At 38.0% G+C, this 17,308-nt stretch carries 22 protein-coding genes; 17 read left to right on the top strand and 5 right to left on the bottom strand.

What is annotated here, in order from left to right; translation table 11 throughout:
• Positions 1-9 precede the first annotated feature (9 nt).
• From AC3DU7_RS02825 to ndhN, 5 genes are all read right to left on the bottom strand, one after another.
• The gene (locus AC3DU7_RS02825; protein ID WP_488037850.1) at positions 10-1,092 is read right to left on the bottom strand and encodes a chemotaxis protein CheW; all 1,083 of its coding nucleotides are present in this window, start codon (positions 1,090-1,092) and stop codon (positions 10-12) included.
• Positions 1,093-1,126: 34 nt separating this feature from the next.
• A complete protein-coding gene (locus AC3DU7_RS02820) occupies positions 1,127-2,650 on the bottom strand; it encodes a CheR family methyltransferase (RefSeq protein ID WP_488037849.1) in 1,524 nt (507 codons plus the stop codon).
• Between the two features lie 495 nt (positions 2,651-3,145).
• Positions 3,146-4,921: a R3H domain-containing nucleic acid-binding protein gene (locus tag AC3DU7_RS02815; protein ID WP_488037848.1), complete on the bottom strand. Its 1,776-nt coding sequence runs from the start codon at positions 4,919-4,921 to the stop codon at positions 3,146-3,148.
• A gap of 388 nt (positions 4,922-5,309) precedes the next feature.
• Positions 5,310-6,512 (bottom strand): circadian clock protein LdpA, encoded by a 1,203-nt coding sequence (gene ldpA / locus AC3DU7_RS02810; protein ID WP_488037847.1) that lies wholly within the window; start codon positions 6,510-6,512, stop codon positions 5,310-5,312.
• Between the two features lie 71 nt (positions 6,513-6,583).
• Positions 6,584-7,060: an NAD(P)H-quinone oxidoreductase subunit N gene (gene ndhN, locus AC3DU7_RS02805; RefSeq protein WP_488037846.1), complete on the bottom strand. Its 477-nt coding sequence runs from the start codon at positions 7,058-7,060 to the stop codon at positions 6,584-6,586.
• A 1,158-nt stretch (positions 7,061-8,218) separates the two neighbouring features.
• On the opposite strand from ndhN, the gene rplC reads away from it, so the two are divergent.
• The 17 genes from rplC to rpsE all read left to right on the top strand — a co-directional run.
• Positions 8,219-8,902 (top strand): 50S ribosomal protein L3, encoded by a 684-nt coding sequence (rplC, locus tag AC3DU7_RS02800; protein WP_488037845.1) that lies wholly within the window; start codon positions 8,219-8,221, stop codon positions 8,900-8,902.
• Positions 8,903-8,909: 7 nt separating this feature from the next.
• Positions 8,910-9,548, top strand: a complete 639-nt coding sequence (gene rplD, locus AC3DU7_RS02795; RefSeq protein ID WP_488037844.1) for a 50S ribosomal protein L4 — start codon at positions 8,910-8,912, stop codon at positions 9,546-9,548.
• A complete protein-coding gene (locus AC3DU7_RS02790; RefSeq protein WP_287522673.1) occupies positions 9,532-9,843 on the top strand; it encodes a 50S ribosomal protein L23 in 312 nt (103 codons plus the stop codon). Before rplD ends, AC3DU7_RS02790 begins: the two co-directional genes overlap by 17 nt.
• 64 nt (positions 9,844-9,907) lie before the next feature.
• Complete coding sequence (rplB, locus tag AC3DU7_RS02785) at positions 9,908-10,771, top strand: 50S ribosomal protein L2 (protein WP_488037843.1); 864 nt, start codon at positions 9,908-9,910, stop codon at positions 10,769-10,771.
• Positions 10,772-10,974: 203 nt separating this feature from the next.
• On the top strand, positions 10,975-11,250 hold the full coding sequence (gene rpsS, locus AC3DU7_RS02780; RefSeq protein WP_488037842.1) for a 30S ribosomal protein S19: 276 nt from the start codon (positions 10,975-10,977) through the stop codon (positions 11,248-11,250).
• Positions 11,251-11,287: 37 nt separating this feature from the next.
• On the top strand, positions 11,288-11,644 hold the full coding sequence (gene rplV / locus AC3DU7_RS02775; RefSeq protein WP_488037841.1) for a 50S ribosomal protein L22: 357 nt from the start codon (positions 11,288-11,290) through the stop codon (positions 11,642-11,644).
• Between the two features lie 53 nt (positions 11,645-11,697).
• Positions 11,698-12,423, top strand: a complete 726-nt coding sequence (rpsC, locus tag AC3DU7_RS02770) for a 30S ribosomal protein S3 (RefSeq protein ID WP_488037840.1) — start codon at positions 11,698-11,700, stop codon at positions 12,421-12,423.
• 187 nt (positions 12,424-12,610) lie between these two features.
• Positions 12,611-13,024, top strand: coding sequence for a 50S ribosomal protein L16 (gene rplP, locus AC3DU7_RS02765; RefSeq protein WP_488037839.1), 414 nt, complete (start codon positions 12,611-12,613; stop codon positions 13,022-13,024).
• A gap of 6 nt (positions 13,025-13,030) precedes the next feature.
• The gene (gene rpmC / locus AC3DU7_RS02760; protein WP_488037838.1) at positions 13,031-13,321 is read left to right on the top strand and encodes a 50S ribosomal protein L29; all 291 of its coding nucleotides are present in this window, start codon (positions 13,031-13,033) and stop codon (positions 13,319-13,321) included.
• Between the two features lie 114 nt (positions 13,322-13,435).
• Entirely contained in the window at positions 13,436-13,684 is a 249-nt protein-coding gene (gene rpsQ / locus AC3DU7_RS02755) for a 30S ribosomal protein S17 (protein WP_488037856.1), read from the top strand.
• Between the two features lie 92 nt (positions 13,685-13,776).
• Positions 13,777-14,145, top strand: coding sequence for a 50S ribosomal protein L14 (gene rplN / locus AC3DU7_RS02750; RefSeq protein ID WP_202225079.1), 369 nt, complete (start codon positions 13,777-13,779; stop codon positions 14,143-14,145).
• Complete coding sequence (gene rplX / locus AC3DU7_RS02745) at positions 14,146-14,514, top strand: 50S ribosomal protein L24 (protein ID WP_488037837.1); 369 nt, start codon at positions 14,146-14,148, stop codon at positions 14,512-14,514.
• 107 nt (positions 14,515-14,621) lie between these two features.
• A complete protein-coding gene (rplE, locus tag AC3DU7_RS02740) occupies positions 14,622-15,167 on the top strand; it encodes a 50S ribosomal protein L5 (RefSeq protein ID WP_488037836.1) in 546 nt (181 codons plus the stop codon).
• Between the two features lie 29 nt (positions 15,168-15,196).
• Positions 15,197-15,598, top strand: coding sequence for a 30S ribosomal protein S8 (gene rpsH, locus AC3DU7_RS02735; protein ID WP_488037835.1), 402 nt, complete (start codon positions 15,197-15,199; stop codon positions 15,596-15,598).
• Between the two features lie 252 nt (positions 15,599-15,850).
• Positions 15,851-16,390 (top strand): 50S ribosomal protein L6, encoded by a 540-nt coding sequence (rplF, locus tag AC3DU7_RS02730; RefSeq protein ID WP_488037834.1) that lies wholly within the window; start codon positions 15,851-15,853, stop codon positions 16,388-16,390.
• A gap of 3 nt (positions 16,391-16,393) precedes the next feature.
• Positions 16,394-16,750: a 50S ribosomal protein L18 gene (rplR, locus tag AC3DU7_RS02725; RefSeq protein WP_488037833.1), complete on the top strand. Its 357-nt coding sequence runs from the start codon at positions 16,394-16,396 to the stop codon at positions 16,748-16,750.
• A 51-nt stretch (positions 16,751-16,801) separates the two neighbouring features.
• Positions 16,802-17,308 (top strand): 30S ribosomal protein S5 (gene rpsE / locus AC3DU7_RS02720; protein ID WP_488037832.1); only part of this gene is annotated, 507 nt, incomplete at its 3' end.

The following is a 17,308-nucleotide window of genomic DNA, read 5'->3' as shown; positions in this document are numbered from 1 at the left end:
TGCTTACAATTATACTTCTTGCTCAACAACTAAGCTTTTTTGCGTAATAATTTTCTTAAAATTGATAATACTCATCATTTTTTCTCGGTACATTGCAGTTCCCAATAAATATTCATTGTGAGTTATATCGTGATTAATAGTAGCAGGAATTGATTTAATATCTAAAGGATTAAGATATAGAACATCAAAGATTTCATCTACTCTAATACCACCAACAAAATCATCTACCTCAAAAATTAATGCTTGATTTTTGTTATTTTTATTTTGATAAATCTGCATATTTAACAACCCACGAATATTTACTAAAGTAATAATTTCACCCCGTAGATTAATATTACCAAAGATATGTTCTGGAGTACAAGGAATAGGAGTAACTTTGTGGATGTAAGTAAATTCCCGTACTACTTTCAAATCAATACCAAAATATTCTTCATTTAAACCAATTACTGCTAGTGGAATTAAGTGACTAACATCTTGAATATGAGTAGATAATCTCATTTTTTTTGCCCGCTCTTGGAAGATATATCTTTCTTTTGATGTAGCGTTTGGGCAAAATACTAACCTGGAAAAATTTTGATTTTCTGTGATTTTTTCTAAGGACTTTTCTTTAATCAAAACATCTATTTTGGGGGGTTGATCTACAGAAAAATCAGGTACTTCTACATACTGAATTAAATGCTTACTAGACAATAGAATAATTAATTTCTCTTCCAAATTAGCCAACCCTGTGACTAAATTTGATTGATGATGTCTATCATTTCCATAACTATATAGTTCTTTTTTTATTTCTGTTACTGGAATATTTTTAACTTCGTAAACTTCATTTACAATAATACCAATAGTAAATTGTTGCCATTCAATAACAACGACATTATCTGTTAAAGAATAATCTCTTTGCCCATATCCTAGACGAATATTTAGATCCATCAAAGGTAATATATTTCCCCTCAAATTAATCACACCAATAATAGAGTCTGGCATTTCAGCGATCGCTGTTACTTCGGGCAATAAAAATACTTCTCTAACGGATAATGCTTCTATTCCATAGAAAGAGTTATTCTGTAAAAATATCAGATATGATTTATTTTCCATCTTCGTCTTCGAGCAAATCTAATCTAGACATTTTCTAAATTTCTAAATATTTTATCAATTCACACACTTTGATTCCTCCTTTATACTCTACAGTAGCATCATTAGGTAATTTTCTCAGTAGTTCTAGAGCTGTATTTTTCATCTTTTTAGCTCGTGTAATATCTTGCTGTACTTCATATATCGAACTAAGTTCTAGATAAGCAGGAATTTCTAGTGGAGAAAGATAAATTATCTGCTTTAACAACATTTTTGCTTTTTTTATATCTCCCTCTTCTTCTGCTATATTCACTAATAAATAGTAAGGATATACTGATAAATAATTTACCTCTATTGCTTTATAGCAGTAAAAAGTAGCAGATTCATACTTGCCTAAATTTGCATACAATTGAGCAAGTAACTTATATGCCCTAAAATTTTTCGGATGTAAATTAATAAATTGTTCTGCCTTTTTAATTGCATCAACATAAGCTTTACATTCAAATAACGCCTCTGCTTCTAGTAAATTCCGGTCTGATTCAATAGAGTAGTTACTATTTATTTTTTCTCGGACGTTTTTTTTTGAGTCTAAATCAAATAATATTTTTTTATTAGTACTATAGCAAATCTCATAATTACTAGAGATACTAACGTTAGATTTTGAATTAATTAATGCAGAGTTTAAACTTTTATTTATAGATATTAAATTCCTTCCAATTATTGCAGAACTATCATCAACTAAATGATTCTCAGGTTGCCGATATTGTACGCGCTGATAAACTAGAGATTCTGGAAAACTTATCGCCTGAAACTTATCAATTAATTGACTATATAATTCAGCATGACCTGTCATTAAATACCCTCCCTTGTTCAGAGAGTTATAAAATTTATTAATTACCAATAAGATAGATTTAGCTTCAAAATATACAAATACATTGCGACATAAAATCAAATCAATATGACTAGGAAAATTATCTCTGACTAAATTTATATTGTTAAACTTAACCCTTTTTTTTACTTGTTCTTTAAGTTTCCATTTTCCCTGAAATTGATCAAAATACTTATGTTGTATTTGTTGTTCTAGCAAACGAAACGACCAATGACTATAAATTCCTTCTCTTGCTTTCCCTAATGCTACTTCATTAATATCCGTTCCTAAAATCAAAATATTCCAGTCTTTCCAGTTAGGTATTAATTCTTGAACAATAATTGCTAAAGAATAAGGCTCTTCACCTGTCGAACATCCTGCACTCCAAATCTTTAATACTTTTTCATTAGATGCTTTTTTAGACTTAATAATTTCCGGCAAAATAACATTTTTTAATAACTCAAATTGTCCCCAGTCTCTAAAGAAATAACTTTCAGTTACAGTTAACAACGTTATGAATTTTTCCCATTCATTTTTACTTGTTTGATTTTGACTTTTTAAGATTTGATAATATTGCTCGGGTAAAGATAGTTTTAGCGATCTAATTCGCACAAATATCTTATTACATAAATTATCATAATCTTGCTCTCGAATCTGCAAGCCTACATAATCTGCAATCAATTGAATAAATTTTTGTAATAGAGTTCCATTCATTTTTATAGAATAAAAATATCCTGATAATATAAAATCCTGTTATACAGTTATCGGGCTCGCGCTTTTCAAGTCAAATATAGATATTTCAAGGAGTATCCCTAGCGACAGCAATTTTAACTTAATTTGTCTGTAGTTGGGCTTTAGCCCTTTATAGCGCTACAAGTTTAGGTTAGGACATTCCTAAATCCACCAAACCCACTCACAGTTTACTGTTGCCTGTTGCCTGTTGCCTGTTGCCTAGCGCGTAGCGCTATAAATACTTGTTTTAGATCGCGTCTTTTTGAATAACCACAATAAAAAATTTAGGGAGTAGCGGTGCAACCCCACGATAACGAAAGTCACAAGGGGTCGATCTTCGGAGCTTCCTGTAGGCTAATTAATGAAACTTAATGTTAGGCTAAAGCCCAACTACGAGCAGGTTAGTTAAAAGAAAGAGGATGCATTTTGGTTTCTTCCCACTCCCCCACTCCCCCACTCCCTTACTCCCTTACTCCCTTACGCTGGATAAATGCGCAGACGTCGGTTAGGCTCATCTCCAAAACTAGAAGACTTCAAGCGATAATGTTCCACAAGTTCATGCTGCATCTTCCGCACCTTTGGAGACCGTGGCAAAAGTTCCACAGGTTGACCCTTTGGAATCACAATTTGCTCCACTGCTAACCGTGCTTCCTCCAAAGCCTCCATCTCATCTTCCGAAGCAGAAGCAGCAAACAAATTCAAATCAGCAAACTCAGGAGTACTAGGATCTTCCATATCCAATAACCGTCGTAGTGCCTTAGCAATTTGAGGCAAACCACTATTCTTAATCACATGAATAGGCACATGACGAGCCTTAGCAATATGCCGTAACTTAGACTGTTTCCTGGTGTGTGTCCGCAAAGCCAACACCACATCCGCACTATCAATATCCTTAGTCAAAACCACAGGCAAACCCAAAGTACTAATCACCTGTTCCATTTGATGACGTGGAATTGCATAAGGATAGATATGTAAAGGTAAATCCTCACCATTCGGGCCAGTTGTCTGAGCTTCCCAACCTCCTATATTGCCATTACCATTAGAAAACATTCCATTTTCCGAGAAAGACTCATCCAATAATTCTTCAAAAGACTTAGACTCAGAAACCTCTACCGATCGATTAACTTGACCAGTATTAGGCAATGGCATAATATAACCAGAATCACGAAAACCACCACGAGAAATCAACATTCCCCCTGACTTTCCCAATAGCGATCCCGCATTCTGATTAACACCCCCACCCAATCTTGGAGTACTATACTCTCGTGTAATCTTCACCTCACCATTCTCATCTACAGTCCTCACCTGTGGATTAGGTTTCTGCCCCCGCAGCAAAGCATCAACAGTATCAGCCACCTGCTCGTGAACTACCCAACGCTGTCTTTCCAGCATTTCCACAGCAATTTCAAAAGTTGGCGGTGCCTTACGTTCCAAAACAGTCTTTTGAGAACCCCGACGTCGTGCTTCGTCATCTCCCAAAGTTACAGCCTGAATACCCCCAATTAAATCGGATAGAGTCGGATTTTTTAGCAAATTTTCCATCTGATTACCATGAGCAGTCCCCACTAACTGTACGCCCCGCTCTGCAATAGTTCTCGCTGCCAGAGCCTCCAATTCCGTACCAATCTCATCAATCACAATCACCTCTGGCATATGATTTTCCACCGCCTCAATCATCACTTGATGCTGTTGTTCCGGGCGAGCAACTTGCATTCGGCGGGCACGACCAATAGCAGGGTGAGGAACATCTCCATCCCCAGCAATTTCATTAGAGCTATCAATAATCACCACCCGTTTTTCTAATTCATCAGCCAGCACCCGTGCAATTTCTCGTAGTGCCGTTGTTTTTCCTACACCAGGGCGACCGAGCATCAAAATTGACCTTCCGGTTTCCACCAACTCGCGAATCATACCAATTGTGCCAAAGACTGCCCGCCCCACTCGACAAGTTAAACCAATAACTTCTCCGGTGCGATTGCGAATAGCACTAATCCGGTGTAGCGTTTGCTCAATACCTGCTCGATTATCGCTGCTAAAATGACCAACTCGTTCTATAGAATAATTGAGGTCTTTTCTAGAAATCGGAATTTCGCCCAGGTACTCTGCATGGGATGGAAAACGAGCTTCTGGGAGACGACCCAGATCCATCACAATTTCGATTAGGTTATTTCGCTGTTGATGTTGCAGTAGAGGCCGTCTAACTTGGTCTGGTACAATTTCTAGTAATCTATAAAGGTCGTCTGTAATCTGCATACTTTGTTAAAAGTTACTTCTATTCTACTGGTGGGTGAGAAAAAAGCTTTTGAGGCAAAAACTGAAACTATAGCGCTGCGCGCAGGCAACAGGCAACAGGCAACAGGCAATAGGGGGAATAAAAAGCCAATTTTATGAGACTTTTAGCTATTGGACAGTTCCTGCAATTTGTACATAAGCCAGCGCAAATTGCTATATGATATATCAGGAAAGGCATAGCTACTGGTAGGGTGTGTTAGCGCTAGCGTAACGCACCAAGCATTATATATAGTGCCTTGGCGTAAGTCCTGATGATATTTCAGGAAAGGCATAGGGGATGCCCTCTGCCTTCTGCCTTCTGCCTTCGTTCATGGAAATTCATTACTAATTTCTCATTCTATTAAGATGATCAGATTTTTTTGATTTGGGAAACCAGAGAGTTAGCTAAACTGACAGCTTCCCAAAGAAGTTCCGGTAAAACTTCCAGCTTTGTTAGCTGGGAATTATTAGTGAGTTCTTTGGCATTAGCGGTAGTTGTGCTGTAGACAGATTCAATTGCCTGCAGCTGTGATTTGTGCATTGTTTCTAATTTTTCCAAAATTGGTGACAACAAAACGCGGGCATAGCTACCATAAGCTACACCAGAAACAAATCTATTTTCCGGAATATGAGTATTTAAGTTTTTAGCAGAGTCTTCCTGTTTATTATTTTCAGAAGCTAGCAAACCTTTAGCAACAAGCTTGGCTACAGTAGAATTATTTGTGCCTCCTGCTAGCTGCACATACCCTGGTAGTTTTGCATTCAAAACCTTTTGACTCAATGCGATCGCAGCCATTGTGCTACCTGCCCCAATATCTCCACTCATTGGCTTACCATCAGTTTGCCAGATTAGAGTACAAGGAAGAGGAGAGATAATTTCATACAAACTTTGTAAATATTCTACTAACCCTTCTCCATCAGGGCAACTAATAGCAATTAGTTTTAATTGACTTACCCAAGGTTTTATGCTTTTCCAGAGTCGCTGAAAATCACTTTCTCTTCCAACTTGGGTGTGAATTTCAATAGCATCTACACCAGTCTGCAATACTAATGATGCAATAGAAGTAGGAGTAGATACATAAGAGCGAGCCTGTATTAGTTGCTTAGGGCATACAGACAAACATCTTCCACAACCGTAGCAAAGTTCATCTATAACCCCTGAACTACCAGGAGTTATAGTATCTCTATCTTCAGAAAAAACTATAGCATCTGCCGGACAGACTCTCTCACAAGGTCGCCAGCAGTCTGTGGGGCAAACAGTAGGGTCAAACTCAGCTTTGCGAAAATGAGGATCTTCTCCATCATTGATACTTACCATTATCCATGGTACTGTTTTATAGCCAAATCCCTGTGACTTGGCCCAATCTTCAAGACCCCTTGCTACCTGTAAAGCCTGTTGGGCAGAAGCGATCGCCGCCGGATCGGCAGCCACATCAATACAATCTGCACCTGCCAAAGTATAAGCTAATGTTAAATTTCTTACTGTTGGCAGATGTTGAAAGCTGGCCCCACAGATTAACTTGAACCAGTGGCCTTTTTTTAGCGAAATTAGGGGATAATAGCGTTCTCTCACGCTGTATATAGTAGAGCCTTTAGCTCAAAAAAATTTGAAGTACAAAGATATAATGTTAGCTCAAAAATTCTTTAAGCAGGTACTAAAGCATTTTGAAGTGGTGTCCATCTAAAGAAGCGATCGCCACCCATTTCCACTACCACCTTGACTCGTGGTTCTGATTTAGGTAAGACAGTTAAATACTCAATTTCTTGACTAGATAGAATCTGACCTTCTATAATCCACAAAACCAAACCCTTCGCTTTAGGTGGTAACTGTTCCAATCGATAGCTGACAATTGGCGGTACATAGTAAACATAACCAACTGCTGCACCATTACCCGTACTTTTCTTACCTAAGTGAGGAGGTCTGACTCCATGCACCCCTGTCAGATACATGGCCAAATCGCCAAGACCTCTAGCAGTAATATTGTGACTTACATAGCCAGAAGCCCTTAGCCGACGTTGATAACGCCCTTCAAACCCTCCCTCCAAAGGAACATAAACGGCTAAAGACCCAGACTTCTCCAAATCTTTAATCATTCCTCGACCAGTCGTAATAAGTGCCATGCTTAATCTTTTTCCTAATTTTTAGATTCTAGGTTATTACATTTGGTCTACATTATAGTTGTTTAAACCAAAGATACTTGTGTTCCTAGCGACCTGAAAAAAAATTATTTAAACCACTAGACAAGTCCTAGTAAATACTATACAATTATATATTGTCGCCAAAAAAAGTGAAGTAATAGGTAAGTATGACCTAATATTAACTCTTTGATTGAGTTCAATCTTAATATTGGGGTTATATATATGAAGTCTGGTAAGTTATTACCCGGCTAGCTATTTCAAGGCTAAAAATCAAGAAATAGTTGATTTTATAAACCTTTATACTTCCTAAAAGAAAAAGGATACTGATTAGCAAGCTACTCAAGTCCTGGTGACCATAGAGTAAGAACTAGAACTAAAGACAGAAAGCTAAAGAATAATAGCTGGCAAGCATAAATATTATCGTTATCAGCAAGCGATAATATATTTTCATGCTGAGTATTAGTTTCATAATTTCTCTAGTATGAAGAGGTTGTCTAAGAAGTCCCATTTGCTACATTACTCGCCCCCTAAATACCCCAAAATTGGGGGACTTTGTAGAAACAAATTGACTCTTGTTCCCCCCAAAGTTGGCTTGCTCGGGGGGCAAAACTCAGTTTCTGGGGGACTTTGTAGAAACAAATTGACTCTTGTTCCCCCCAAAGTTGGCTTGCTCGGGGGGCAAAATTAAGTATAAAAAAACTTTGTCAGATATCCTCTAAGAGAAAAAATTGGAATCAAAACTAATACAAGCTTAAGTCATTAGTTCAATACTGGTTTAATCCTAAGAATATTTTTAATTCTGATGTCATCTGAAAAAGCATCAAAGTTGATAATCTAACTTGGTTGAGACAGTAAAACATATCCTAATAAAATAAATCAAACAGAAGCTTAGTATTCCTAACCATTGGCTGAGGCTATCAACCCTAAGAAATAGTCAGGAAATTAACTACTTTTGTAATAAGGATAAGTTTAAATTATTATCTATGGTGAACAAATTAAAAATCACCAAGATATATTTTTGTGTGTAAATAGTATGATTTATTAACTATTAGGTAAAAAACAGTCTGTTAAAAAAGACAAATTATTTTCATAAAAAAACATTATTGTTGTAGTGCATAAATAAAGTATAGGAGAGCGACAGTGGTAGTTGGTATCCTGGGCAAAAAACTGGGCATGACACAAGTATTTGAAGCTGAAACAGGAGCAGCAATTCCTGTAACAGTCGTACAAGCTGGTCCATGTGTAGTAACCCAAATTAAAACCGAACAAACAGACGGTTATACTTCAATTCAAATAGGATATGGAGAAGCCAAAAATAAGACCCGTCAACTCAATATTAAAGAGCCAAAAGAAGTTAATAGGTATTTGACCAATGCTCAACAAGGGCACTTAGTAAAATCAGGCGGTATTCCCTTACGTCATCTACGAGAATACAGAGTAGAAAATACAGGTAACTTTGAACTAGGTCAACAAATAAAAGTCGATCTATTTGAAGCAGGCCAACTCGTTGACGTCACAGGAAAAAGTATTGGTAAAGGCTTTGCTGGCTATCAGAAACGTCACAACTTTAGACGTGGACCAATGGCTCACGGTTCCAAAAACCATCGTTTGCCAGGTTCTACAGGTCCAGGAACAACTCCAGGACGTGTTTATCCAGGTAAGAAAATGGCAGGGCATTTAGGAAACGTGCGAGTCACTACTAGAAAACTCAAAGTAGTGAGAATAGATACAGAAAGAGACTTATTGCTGATCAAAGGAAGCATTCCTGGTAAACCAGGCACATTAGTCAGCATTGCTCCAGCCAACATAGTAGGTCAAAAATAGGAAAAACATGGTTGATTGTGTCATCAAAAACTGGCAAGGTGAAGAAGTTGGACAAGCAACTCTCAACTTACGAGTAGCAAAAGAAGAAAGTGCAGCCCATGTTGTTCATAGGTCTTTAAGACTACAAATGGCGAATAACCGCCAAGGAACAGCCAGCACGAAAACAAGATCGGAAGTCAGAGGTGGAGGTCGTAAACCTTGGAGACAAAAAGGAACAGGTAGAGCAAGAGCAGGTTCGATCCGTTCCCCTCTATGGCGTGGTGGTGGTGTAATTTTTGGTCCTAAACCAAGAGACTACTCCCATAAAATGAACCGCAAGGAAAAACGTCTGGCACTCAGCACCGCCTTCCAAAGTCGTTCAGAAGACTTAATTGCGATCGACAATATTTCCGAGCAATTAACAAAACCAAAAACCAAAGAATTAGTCCAAGCGATCGCTCGTTGGGGAGTAGAGCCAGAATCTAAAGTTCTGCTGGTATTAGAAGAGAGACAGGAAAATGTATATTTGTCAGGTCGTAATATTGCGAAACTGAAAATGTCTCTAGCTAATAACTTGAATATTTACGATATTCTAGAAGCAGATAAAATCATAGCTACAGCAGCAGCAATAGAGAAAATTCAGGAGATATATGGGGATAAAAGTTGATTCACGAGATTTAGTGGATATAGTAAAATGCCCAGTTGTTACAGAAAAAGCTACTAGATTAATGGAACTAAATCAATACACATTTGATGTAGATCCAAGGGCTACAAAGCCAATGATCAAAGCAGCAATTGAACAACTATTTGAAGTAAAAGTAATAGGAATGAACACCCTAAATTTACCAAGAAAAAAGAAAAGAGTAGGTAAATTTCAAGGCTTCAAACCTAGATACAAAAGAGCAATTGTTAGCTTAGAAGATGGGGAACCAATTAGAAAAGTTCTATTCCCAGACCTCTAAGAAAACTCAACTAAATTTAAAATCTTTAAATCTGTAAAATCTCAAGTGGGATAGAAAATTAATTATGGGTATTCGTTCTTACCGACCCTATACTCCAAGTACCCGAGAACATAGTGTATCAGACTTTGCTGAGATAACTACCTCAAAACCAGAAAAGTCTCTGGTAAAAAACAAGCATAGAAAAAAGGGTCGTAACAGCCGTGGTGTAATTACCTGTCGTCACCGAGGCGGAGGTAGCAAAAAACTATATCGTGTTATCGACTTCCGTCGTAATAAACATAATATTCCGGCCAAAGTAGCATCAGTAGAATACGATCCAAACCGGAACGCCAGAATAGCACTACTACATTATCAAGATGGAGAAAAACGTTATATCCTTCATCCTGTAGGACTAAAAGTTGGTGCATCCATTATTTCTGGTGTAAACGCTCCAATCGAAATTGGTAACGCTTTACCTCTGAGTCAAATTCCCCTGGGTACAGATGTTCATAATGTGGAACTTGTTCCAGGCAAAGGAGGACAAATAGTTCGTGCTGCTGGTGCCGCCGCTCAAGTGGTAGCAAAAGAAGGCGAATATGTAACAATCAAACTCCCTTCTGGTGAACGGCGTAAAGTCAGAGCAAGTTGCTACGCAACTATTGGCCAAGTAGGCAATGTCGATCATAGAAATATTAGCCTAGGTAAAGCAGGTCGCAATCGCTGGAAAGGCAAGAGACCAACAGTTAGAGGTAGTGTGATGAACCCAGTCGATCACCCTCATGGTGGTGGTGAAGGCCGGGCACCAGTTGGTAGAAGTGGACCAGTTACTCCTTGGGGTAAGCCAGCATTAGGTCTGAAAACTCGTAAGAAGAAAAAACGGAGTGATGCTTTAATCGTACAACGTCGTCGTAAATCCTCTAAACGAGGTAAGGGTGGACGTCAAAGCTAAAGCCAGTCTTCAGAATTTAGAAGTCAGTAGTTGTTTTTGTAACGGGGATTTGAGCAAGCCCCAAAAAACGTTTCGTCTGAAAAGATGGGGTGGCGTAACCCAGTCATTTTGATAAATCTAATACTGTGCATCAACTTGAGCAGTTACGAAAAAAAGCTTTGAACTCTAACTTGAATAGTATTAAATCAATCATAGATTAAATTATGGCTCGATCTTTAAAAAAAGGACCATTCATCGCAGATCGTCTATTGAAAAAAATAGAAGATTTAAACGAGAAAAATCAAAAACAAGTAATTAAAACTTGGTCAAGAGCTTCAACTATTATTCCTGACATGGTAGGTCATACGATCGCAGTACATAACGGACGGCAACATGTCCCTGTGTTTATCTCCGATCAGATGGTAGGCCATAAGTTAGGGGAATTTGCACCAACTAGGACCTATCGAGGTCATGGTTCAGATAGAAAATCTAAAAGATAAGTAGAAAACTCATTGAAATTGATAATTGGAGAAAGGTATGCCTGTAGATACCAATGAAGAAGTAAAAGCCGTAGCACGTTACATCCGAATGTCTCCCTTTAAAGTGCGACGTGTACTAGACCAAATTCGCGGCATCTCTTACCGGAAAGCGTTGATCATACTTGAATTTATGCCATATCGTTCCTGCGATCCTGTTCGTAAAGCATTGCGTTCAGCAGCAGCGAATGCCGAGCATAATAGAGGAATAGATCCAGAAACCTTAGTTGTATCCAAAGCCTTTGCCGATCAAGGGCCTTGTTTGCCACGCTACCGACCTCGCGCTCAAGGTCGTGCTTACAGAATTCGTAAACCTACTTGTCACATTACAGTTGCAGTAGCTCCTGTAGTTGATTAGTAAAGAAAGGAATTTGAACGATTAAATTAACATTAATTTAAGTTATAGACGTAATGGGACAAAAAATACATCCAACTGGTTTTAGATTAGGCATTACCCAAGAGCATCGTTCTCGTTGGTACGCTGATGCTAAAAACTACCCAGACCTGTTGGAAGAAGACCACAAGATTCGTAAATATGTAAAGCAAACTCTGGCAAATGCAGGGATATCTCAAATCAGAATTGAGCGTAAAGCAGACCAGATAGACTTAGAAGTTAGCACGGCAAGACCAGGTGTAGTGGTTGGTAGAGGCGGAGCAGGTATTGAGTCTTTGAGATTAGGTTTACAAAAACTTTTGGGCAGCAACCGTCAAATCAGAATCAACGTTGTTGAAGTGACAAAAGTAGACACTGATTCCATGCTTATTGGTGAATACATTGCTCAACAACTAGAAAAAAGGGTTTCTTTTCGTCGAGTTGTACGTCAAGCTATAACTAGGGCTCAAAAAGCGGGTGTAGAAGGCATAAAAGTGCAGGTAAGTGGAAGAGTCAATGGAGCAGAAATTGCTCGTACCGAGGTGACAAGAGAAGGTAGTGTGCCATTGCATACATTGAGAGCTGACATTGATTATGCCTACTGTACTGCTAAAACAATCTATGGCATCTTGGGGATCAAGGTATGGATCTTCAAAGGAGAAATTATTCCTGGTCAAGAAGAAGTTACAAATGCTCCAAGTCAACTAAAACGTAGACAACAAAAACGTCGTCAGCAATATGAAGACAGGTCTAACGAAGGATGAATTTAGAATTTAGAATTTAGAATTCAGAATTCAGAATTTGTAACGGGTATACGCGAGCAACTATCCAAAAACATTTCGCCCTCAGTCAGATATTACTTTTGACTTTTGACTTTTGACTTTTGAATTGCGCGTAGCACCATAACTGACTTTCTAAGAAAATACTAAATTAAGCAGTAAATAGTAGACTATGTTAAGTCCTAAAAGAACAAAATTCCGTAAACAGCAACGCGGGCGAATGAGAGGTAATGCAAATAGTGGTAATACCATCAGCTTCGGCGAATTTGCTCTCCAAGCATTAGAACCTTCTTGGATTACTTCCCGTCAAATAGAAGCTTCTCGTCGTGCCATGACTCGTTATATCCGTAGGGGTGGGAAAATTTGGATTCGTATATTTCCAGATAAACCCGTAACAATGCGAGCAGCAGAAACCCGTATGGGTTCTGGTAAAGGTGCCCCAGAATATTGGGTGGCAGTAGTTAAACCAGGGCGCATTATGTTTGAGTTAGGCGGAGTTGCAGAAGACATCGCCCGCGAAGCTATGCGTTTGGCATCATTTAAGTTGCCAATTAAGACTAGGTTTATTACACGCGATGGAGATTAATAATCTATGCCTTTTCCTAAAATAGAAGAAGTGAGGAATTTGAGTGATGACGAACTTGTCGCTGAAATAGTTAACACTAAGCGAGAATTATTCAATTTACGAATGTTAAAAGCTACCGGAAGATTGGAAAAACCTCACCAGTTTAAACATAATCGTCATCGACTGGCTCAATTGTTAACAATAGAAAGAGAACGAGAATTAAAAAAAGAAGCAGAAGCTTCTACTCAAGAAGTAGCAGAATCAGCTTCAAGTGAATCTTCGACTACAACTGTTGAAACAGCAGATAGTCCAGAATAAAAGATTAAAAACTTAATAGGTGTGGCAATTAATAAAATCTTAATTGTTGACATTCTCAAAGGATTGATCGGGAAAATCAAAGCACACTTTATTATTCATAAAACAAGGAAAATTATGGCAGCTAAAGAAAGAGTAGGTGTAGTTGTCAGCAACAAAATGGACAAAACAATAGTGGTGGCGATCGAAAACCGGTCTGCCCACCCGAAGTACGGCAAAACAGTCGTGAAAACTAAAAAATATAAAGTTCACGACGAAGAAAATAAATGTAACGAAGGCGATCGCGTTCGGATTACAGAAACTCGTCCAATGAGTCGTACTAAACGTTGGCAACTTGCTGAGATCCTAAATACCAAGATTAGTTAATAGTTGATTTTATTGGCTTTGGTGGAGCGATTAAAATTAACAAATAAATTAACTTTAATTCTAACACATCTATAAAAATCACAAAAACAGCAATGATTCAACAACAGTCCATATTAAATGTAGCTGATAATAGCGGTGCCAGAAAATTAATGTGCATCCGTGTAATAGGTGGTGGTAATCGTCGCTATGCTCGCATAGGTGACGTTATAATAGCTGTAGTCAAAGACGCATCTCCTAACATGGCGGTCAAAAAGTCAGATGTAGTTAGAGCTGTTGTTGTTCGTACTAGGAAAGGTTTACGTCGAGATAGTGGTATGAGCATTAGATTTGATGATAATGCAGCAGTAATTATCAACCAGGATGGAAATCCACGAGGAACTCGTGTATTTGGTCCAGTAGCTCGTGAATTACGAGACAAAAATTTCACTAAAATCGTATCCCTAGCACCGGAGGTACTGTAAATGGCTAAAAAGAAAAAACCTCAAATGAGCGCACAGGGAAAACCTATACGCTATAAAATGCACGTAAAAAAAGGTGACACAGTTCAAATAATTGCTGGAAAAGATAAAGGCAAAGTAAGCGAAATTATGCAGGTGTTGCCAAAAATCAGCAAAGTAGTAGTGAAAGATGTTAACGTCAAAACAAAGCACGTTAAACCTCAGCAAGAAGGAGAGTCAGGTAAAATTGTTACCATTGAAGCTCCGATTCATAGCTCTAACGTTATGCTCTACTCTAGCAAAGAAAAGGTAGCTAGTCGCATTTGTTACACATTTACAGATGATGGTCGCAAAGTGCGAAAGCTGAAAAAAACAGGAGAAATTATTGATTAAACTGTAGGAAAAAGTATGAAGAAAAATGGTTGAAACTAGTAAATTAAAGACCAAAATCAAATTACTTTTTACTGCATAAATTACTAAACTATATAGTTACTAAAACTATGGCAGAGAGACTAAAAAGTTTTTATCAAGAAAAAATTGTTCCTAAAATGATGGAGCAATTTAAGTATAAAAATATTCACCAGGTACCAAAACTGGTTAAAGTAACATTGAACCGGGGTTTAGGAGAAGCATCTCAAAATGCTAAAGCTCTAGACTCATCAATCAAGGAAATAGCTACAATTACGGGCCAAAAACCAGTAGTAACTAGGGCAAAAAAAGCGATCGCCGGATTTAAAATTCGTAACGGAATGCCAGTAGGAGTTATGGTGACTCTACGCTCTGGAAAAATGTATGAATTTCTAGACCGACTAATTAATTTAGCATTACCTAGAATTAGAGACTTTAGAGGCATAAATCCTAAAAGCTTTGACGGTCGAGGAAATTACAGCTTAGGCTTAAAAGAACAGCTAATTTTTCCAGAAATAGAATATGACAGTATCGATCAAATTCGGGGAATGGATATTTCAATTATTACCACAGCTAACACTGATGAGGAAGGTCGCGCGTTACTTAAAGAAATGGGAATGCCCTTTCGGAGTAATTAACTTAAAGTAGTTAAGGAAAAAAGGAAAAAATGGCGGCTAACGACACAATATCTGATATGTTGACGCGAATTCGCAACTCCTGCATGGCGCAACATACAACAACAAAAGTTCCAGCAACAAAGATGACTCGCAGTATTGCCAAAGTATTGAGCGAGGAAGGTTTTATTGGTGGGTTTGAACAAGAAGGCGAAGGTATTAAGAAGTTCCTAGTAATTTCTTTAAAATACAAAGGCAAAAATCGACAACCCATTATTAGATATCTGAAGCGAGTTAGTAAACCTGGACTCCGGGTATATAAAAATCGTAAAGAATTACCACGAGTTTTAGGTGGAATAGGAATAGCTATTATTTCTACATCTAGTGGAATTATGACTGATAGAGAAGCTAGAAAAAGAGGCATCGGAGGAGAAATCCTTTGTTATGTTTGGTAGTAAATAATAATTAATAATTAATAATTAATAATTAATAATTAATTATCCTTTAAAAGAACAGGATCAACTCAAAGTTTTTTTCTTTTTATCTCTGTAAAAAAGGAAGCTTAAAACCACTTTTTTTTGGTAAAACTGTTGATTTCGTGTCTTGAATTGATGTAATTAAAACTTTTGCAAGAGGTCTGTTCGAGAGCTATTCACTAACCCAAACAAAACAATATCTAGCAACCTTATATATAAACAAAGAAAGCTATGTCTCGAATTGGTAAACTTCCAATTAAGATTCCCAACAAAGTGACCGTTACTATTGATGGTCAAAAAGTTACAGTAAAAGGCCCAAAAGGTGAACTGTCTAGAGTTTTGCCACCAGAAATAGCTGTCGAGCAGCAAGAAGACAATGTTGTGGTTAAACCACAAACTGAAACTCGTCGCGCTCGTCAGCGATACGGTCTATGTAGAACTTTAGTTGCCAATATGGTCGAAGGCGTATCAAAAGGATACGAAAAGCGACTACAAATTCAAGGAGTAGGGTATCGTGCTCAAGTTCAAGGCAAGAACTTGATCTTAAACGTAGGTTACAGTAAACCAGTAGAAATGCCTTCCCCTGAGGGTATTCAGGTGGCAGTAGAAAATAATACAAATGTAATTGTTACTGGCATCAATAAAGAATTGGTAGGAAATACTGCTGCGCGAATTCGTGCTGTTCGTCCACCAGAAGTATACAAAGGTAAAGGCATTCGCTATGCGGGTGAAATGATTAAACTCAAAGCAGGTAAATCAGGTAAGAAATAGACAATGAAGTATACTCGTCAAGACTCTCTCAGAAAGCGGCATCGTCGGGTGCGAAAAAAGGTATTTGGTACATCAGAACGCCCTAGATTATCAGTATTTCGCTCAAATCTGCATATCTATGCTCAAGTAATTGATGATACTAAACAACATACCTTAGCTGCAGCATCAACTGTAGAACCAGAATTAAAATCAAGTTCAGGAGCTAACTGTGATGCTTCTGTGCAAGTAGGAAAATTAATTGCACAGCGATCGCTGGAAAAAGGAATAGAAAAAGTAGTTTTCGACCGTGGTGGAAATATCTATCATGGTCGTGTAAAAGCTTTAGCTGAGGCAGCTCGTGAAGCTGGATTAGACTTCTAGATAATTAGTAAAGTTACACACAAAAAATGAACTTGACAAAAGGTAACAACTATGGCAGAACAGCAGCAACGTCGTAAAAAAAATAACCGTGCAAAAGAGAAAGAAAGTGAATGGCAAGAAAGGGTTGTCCAAATTCGCCGAGTAACTAAAGTTGTTAAAGGTGGTAAAAACCTGAGTTTCCGGGCTATTGTCGTTGTAGGCAATGAAAAAGGTCAAGTAGGTGTAGGAGTGGGTAAAGCAGCAGATGTTATAGGTGCTGTTAAGAAAGGAGTTGCGGATGGCAAAAAACACATGATAGAAGTCCCACTCACAAAATCTAACTCTATTCCACATCCTGTCAATGGTTTTGGTGGTGGAGCTAAAGTAATGATGCGACCAGCAGCACCAGGTACGGGAGTTATCGCGGGAGGAGCTGTGAGAACAGTTCTTGAACTAGCAGGTGTTCAGAATATATTAGCCAAACAGCTAGGTTCTAACAATCCATTAAATAATGCTAGAGCTGCTGTTAACGCTTTATCAGCTTTGAGAACATTGTCCGATGTAGCTCAAGAAAGAGAC

This window comes from Okeania sp. (assembly GCF_983059655.1).
The sequence above is the reverse complement of the archived record's forward strand: the minus strand, read 5'-3'. Positions and strand labels throughout refer to the sequence as shown.

Bases quoted from the DNA above. Each gene is read 5' to 3' on its own strand.
- AC3DU7_RS02825 (WP_488037850.1), bottom strand. From the start codon at position 1,092: ATGGAAAATAAATCATATCTGATATTTTTACAGAATAACTCTTTCTAT.
- AC3DU7_RS02820 (WP_488037849.1), bottom strand. From the start codon at position 2,650: ATGAATGGAACTCTATTACAAAAATTTATTCAATTGATTGCAGATTAT.
- AC3DU7_RS02815 (WP_488037848.1), bottom strand. From the start codon at position 4,921: ATGCAGATTACAGACGACCTTTATAGATTACTAGAAATTGTACCAGAC.
- ndhN (WP_488037846.1), bottom strand. From the start codon at position 7,060: ATGGCACTTATTACGACTGGTCGAGGAATGATTAAAGATTTGGAGAAG.
- rplD (WP_488037844.1), top strand. From the start codon at position 8,910: ATGGTTGATTGTGTCATCAAAAACTGGCAAGGTGAAGAAGTTGGACAA.
- AC3DU7_RS02790 (WP_287522673.1), top strand. From the start codon at position 9,532: ATGGGGATAAAAGTTGATTCACGAGATTTAGTGGATATAGTAAAATGC.
- rplB (WP_488037843.1), top strand. From the start codon at position 9,908: ATGGGTATTCGTTCTTACCGACCCTATACTCCAAGTACCCGAGAACAT.
- rpsS (WP_488037842.1), top strand. From the start codon at position 10,975: ATGGCTCGATCTTTAAAAAAAGGACCATTCATCGCAGATCGTCTATTG.
- rplV (WP_488037841.1), top strand. From the start codon at position 11,288: ATGCCTGTAGATACCAATGAAGAAGTAAAAGCCGTAGCACGTTACATC.
- rpsC (WP_488037840.1), top strand. From the start codon at position 11,698: ATGGGACAAAAAATACATCCAACTGGTTTTAGATTAGGCATTACCCAA.
- rplP (WP_488037839.1), top strand. From the start codon at position 12,611: ATGTTAAGTCCTAAAAGAACAAAATTCCGTAAACAGCAACGCGGGCGA.
- rpmC (WP_488037838.1), top strand. From the start codon at position 13,031: ATGCCTTTTCCTAAAATAGAAGAAGTGAGGAATTTGAGTGATGACGAA.
- rpsQ (WP_488037856.1), top strand. From the start codon at position 13,436: ATGGCAGCTAAAGAAAGAGTAGGTGTAGTTGTCAGCAACAAAATGGAC.
- rplN (WP_202225079.1), top strand. From the start codon at position 13,777: ATGATTCAACAACAGTCCATATTAAATGTAGCTGATAATAGCGGTGCC.
- rplX (WP_488037837.1), top strand. From the start codon at position 14,146: ATGGCTAAAAAGAAAAAACCTCAAATGAGCGCACAGGGAAAACCTATA.
- rplE (WP_488037836.1), top strand. From the start codon at position 14,622: ATGGCAGAGAGACTAAAAAGTTTTTATCAAGAAAAAATTGTTCCTAAA.
- rpsH (WP_488037835.1), top strand. From the start codon at position 15,197: ATGGCGGCTAACGACACAATATCTGATATGTTGACGCGAATTCGCAAC.
- rplF (WP_488037834.1), top strand. From the start codon at position 15,851: ATGTCTCGAATTGGTAAACTTCCAATTAAGATTCCCAACAAAGTGACC.
- rplR (WP_488037833.1), top strand. From the start codon at position 16,394: ATGAAGTATACTCGTCAAGACTCTCTCAGAAAGCGGCATCGTCGGGTG.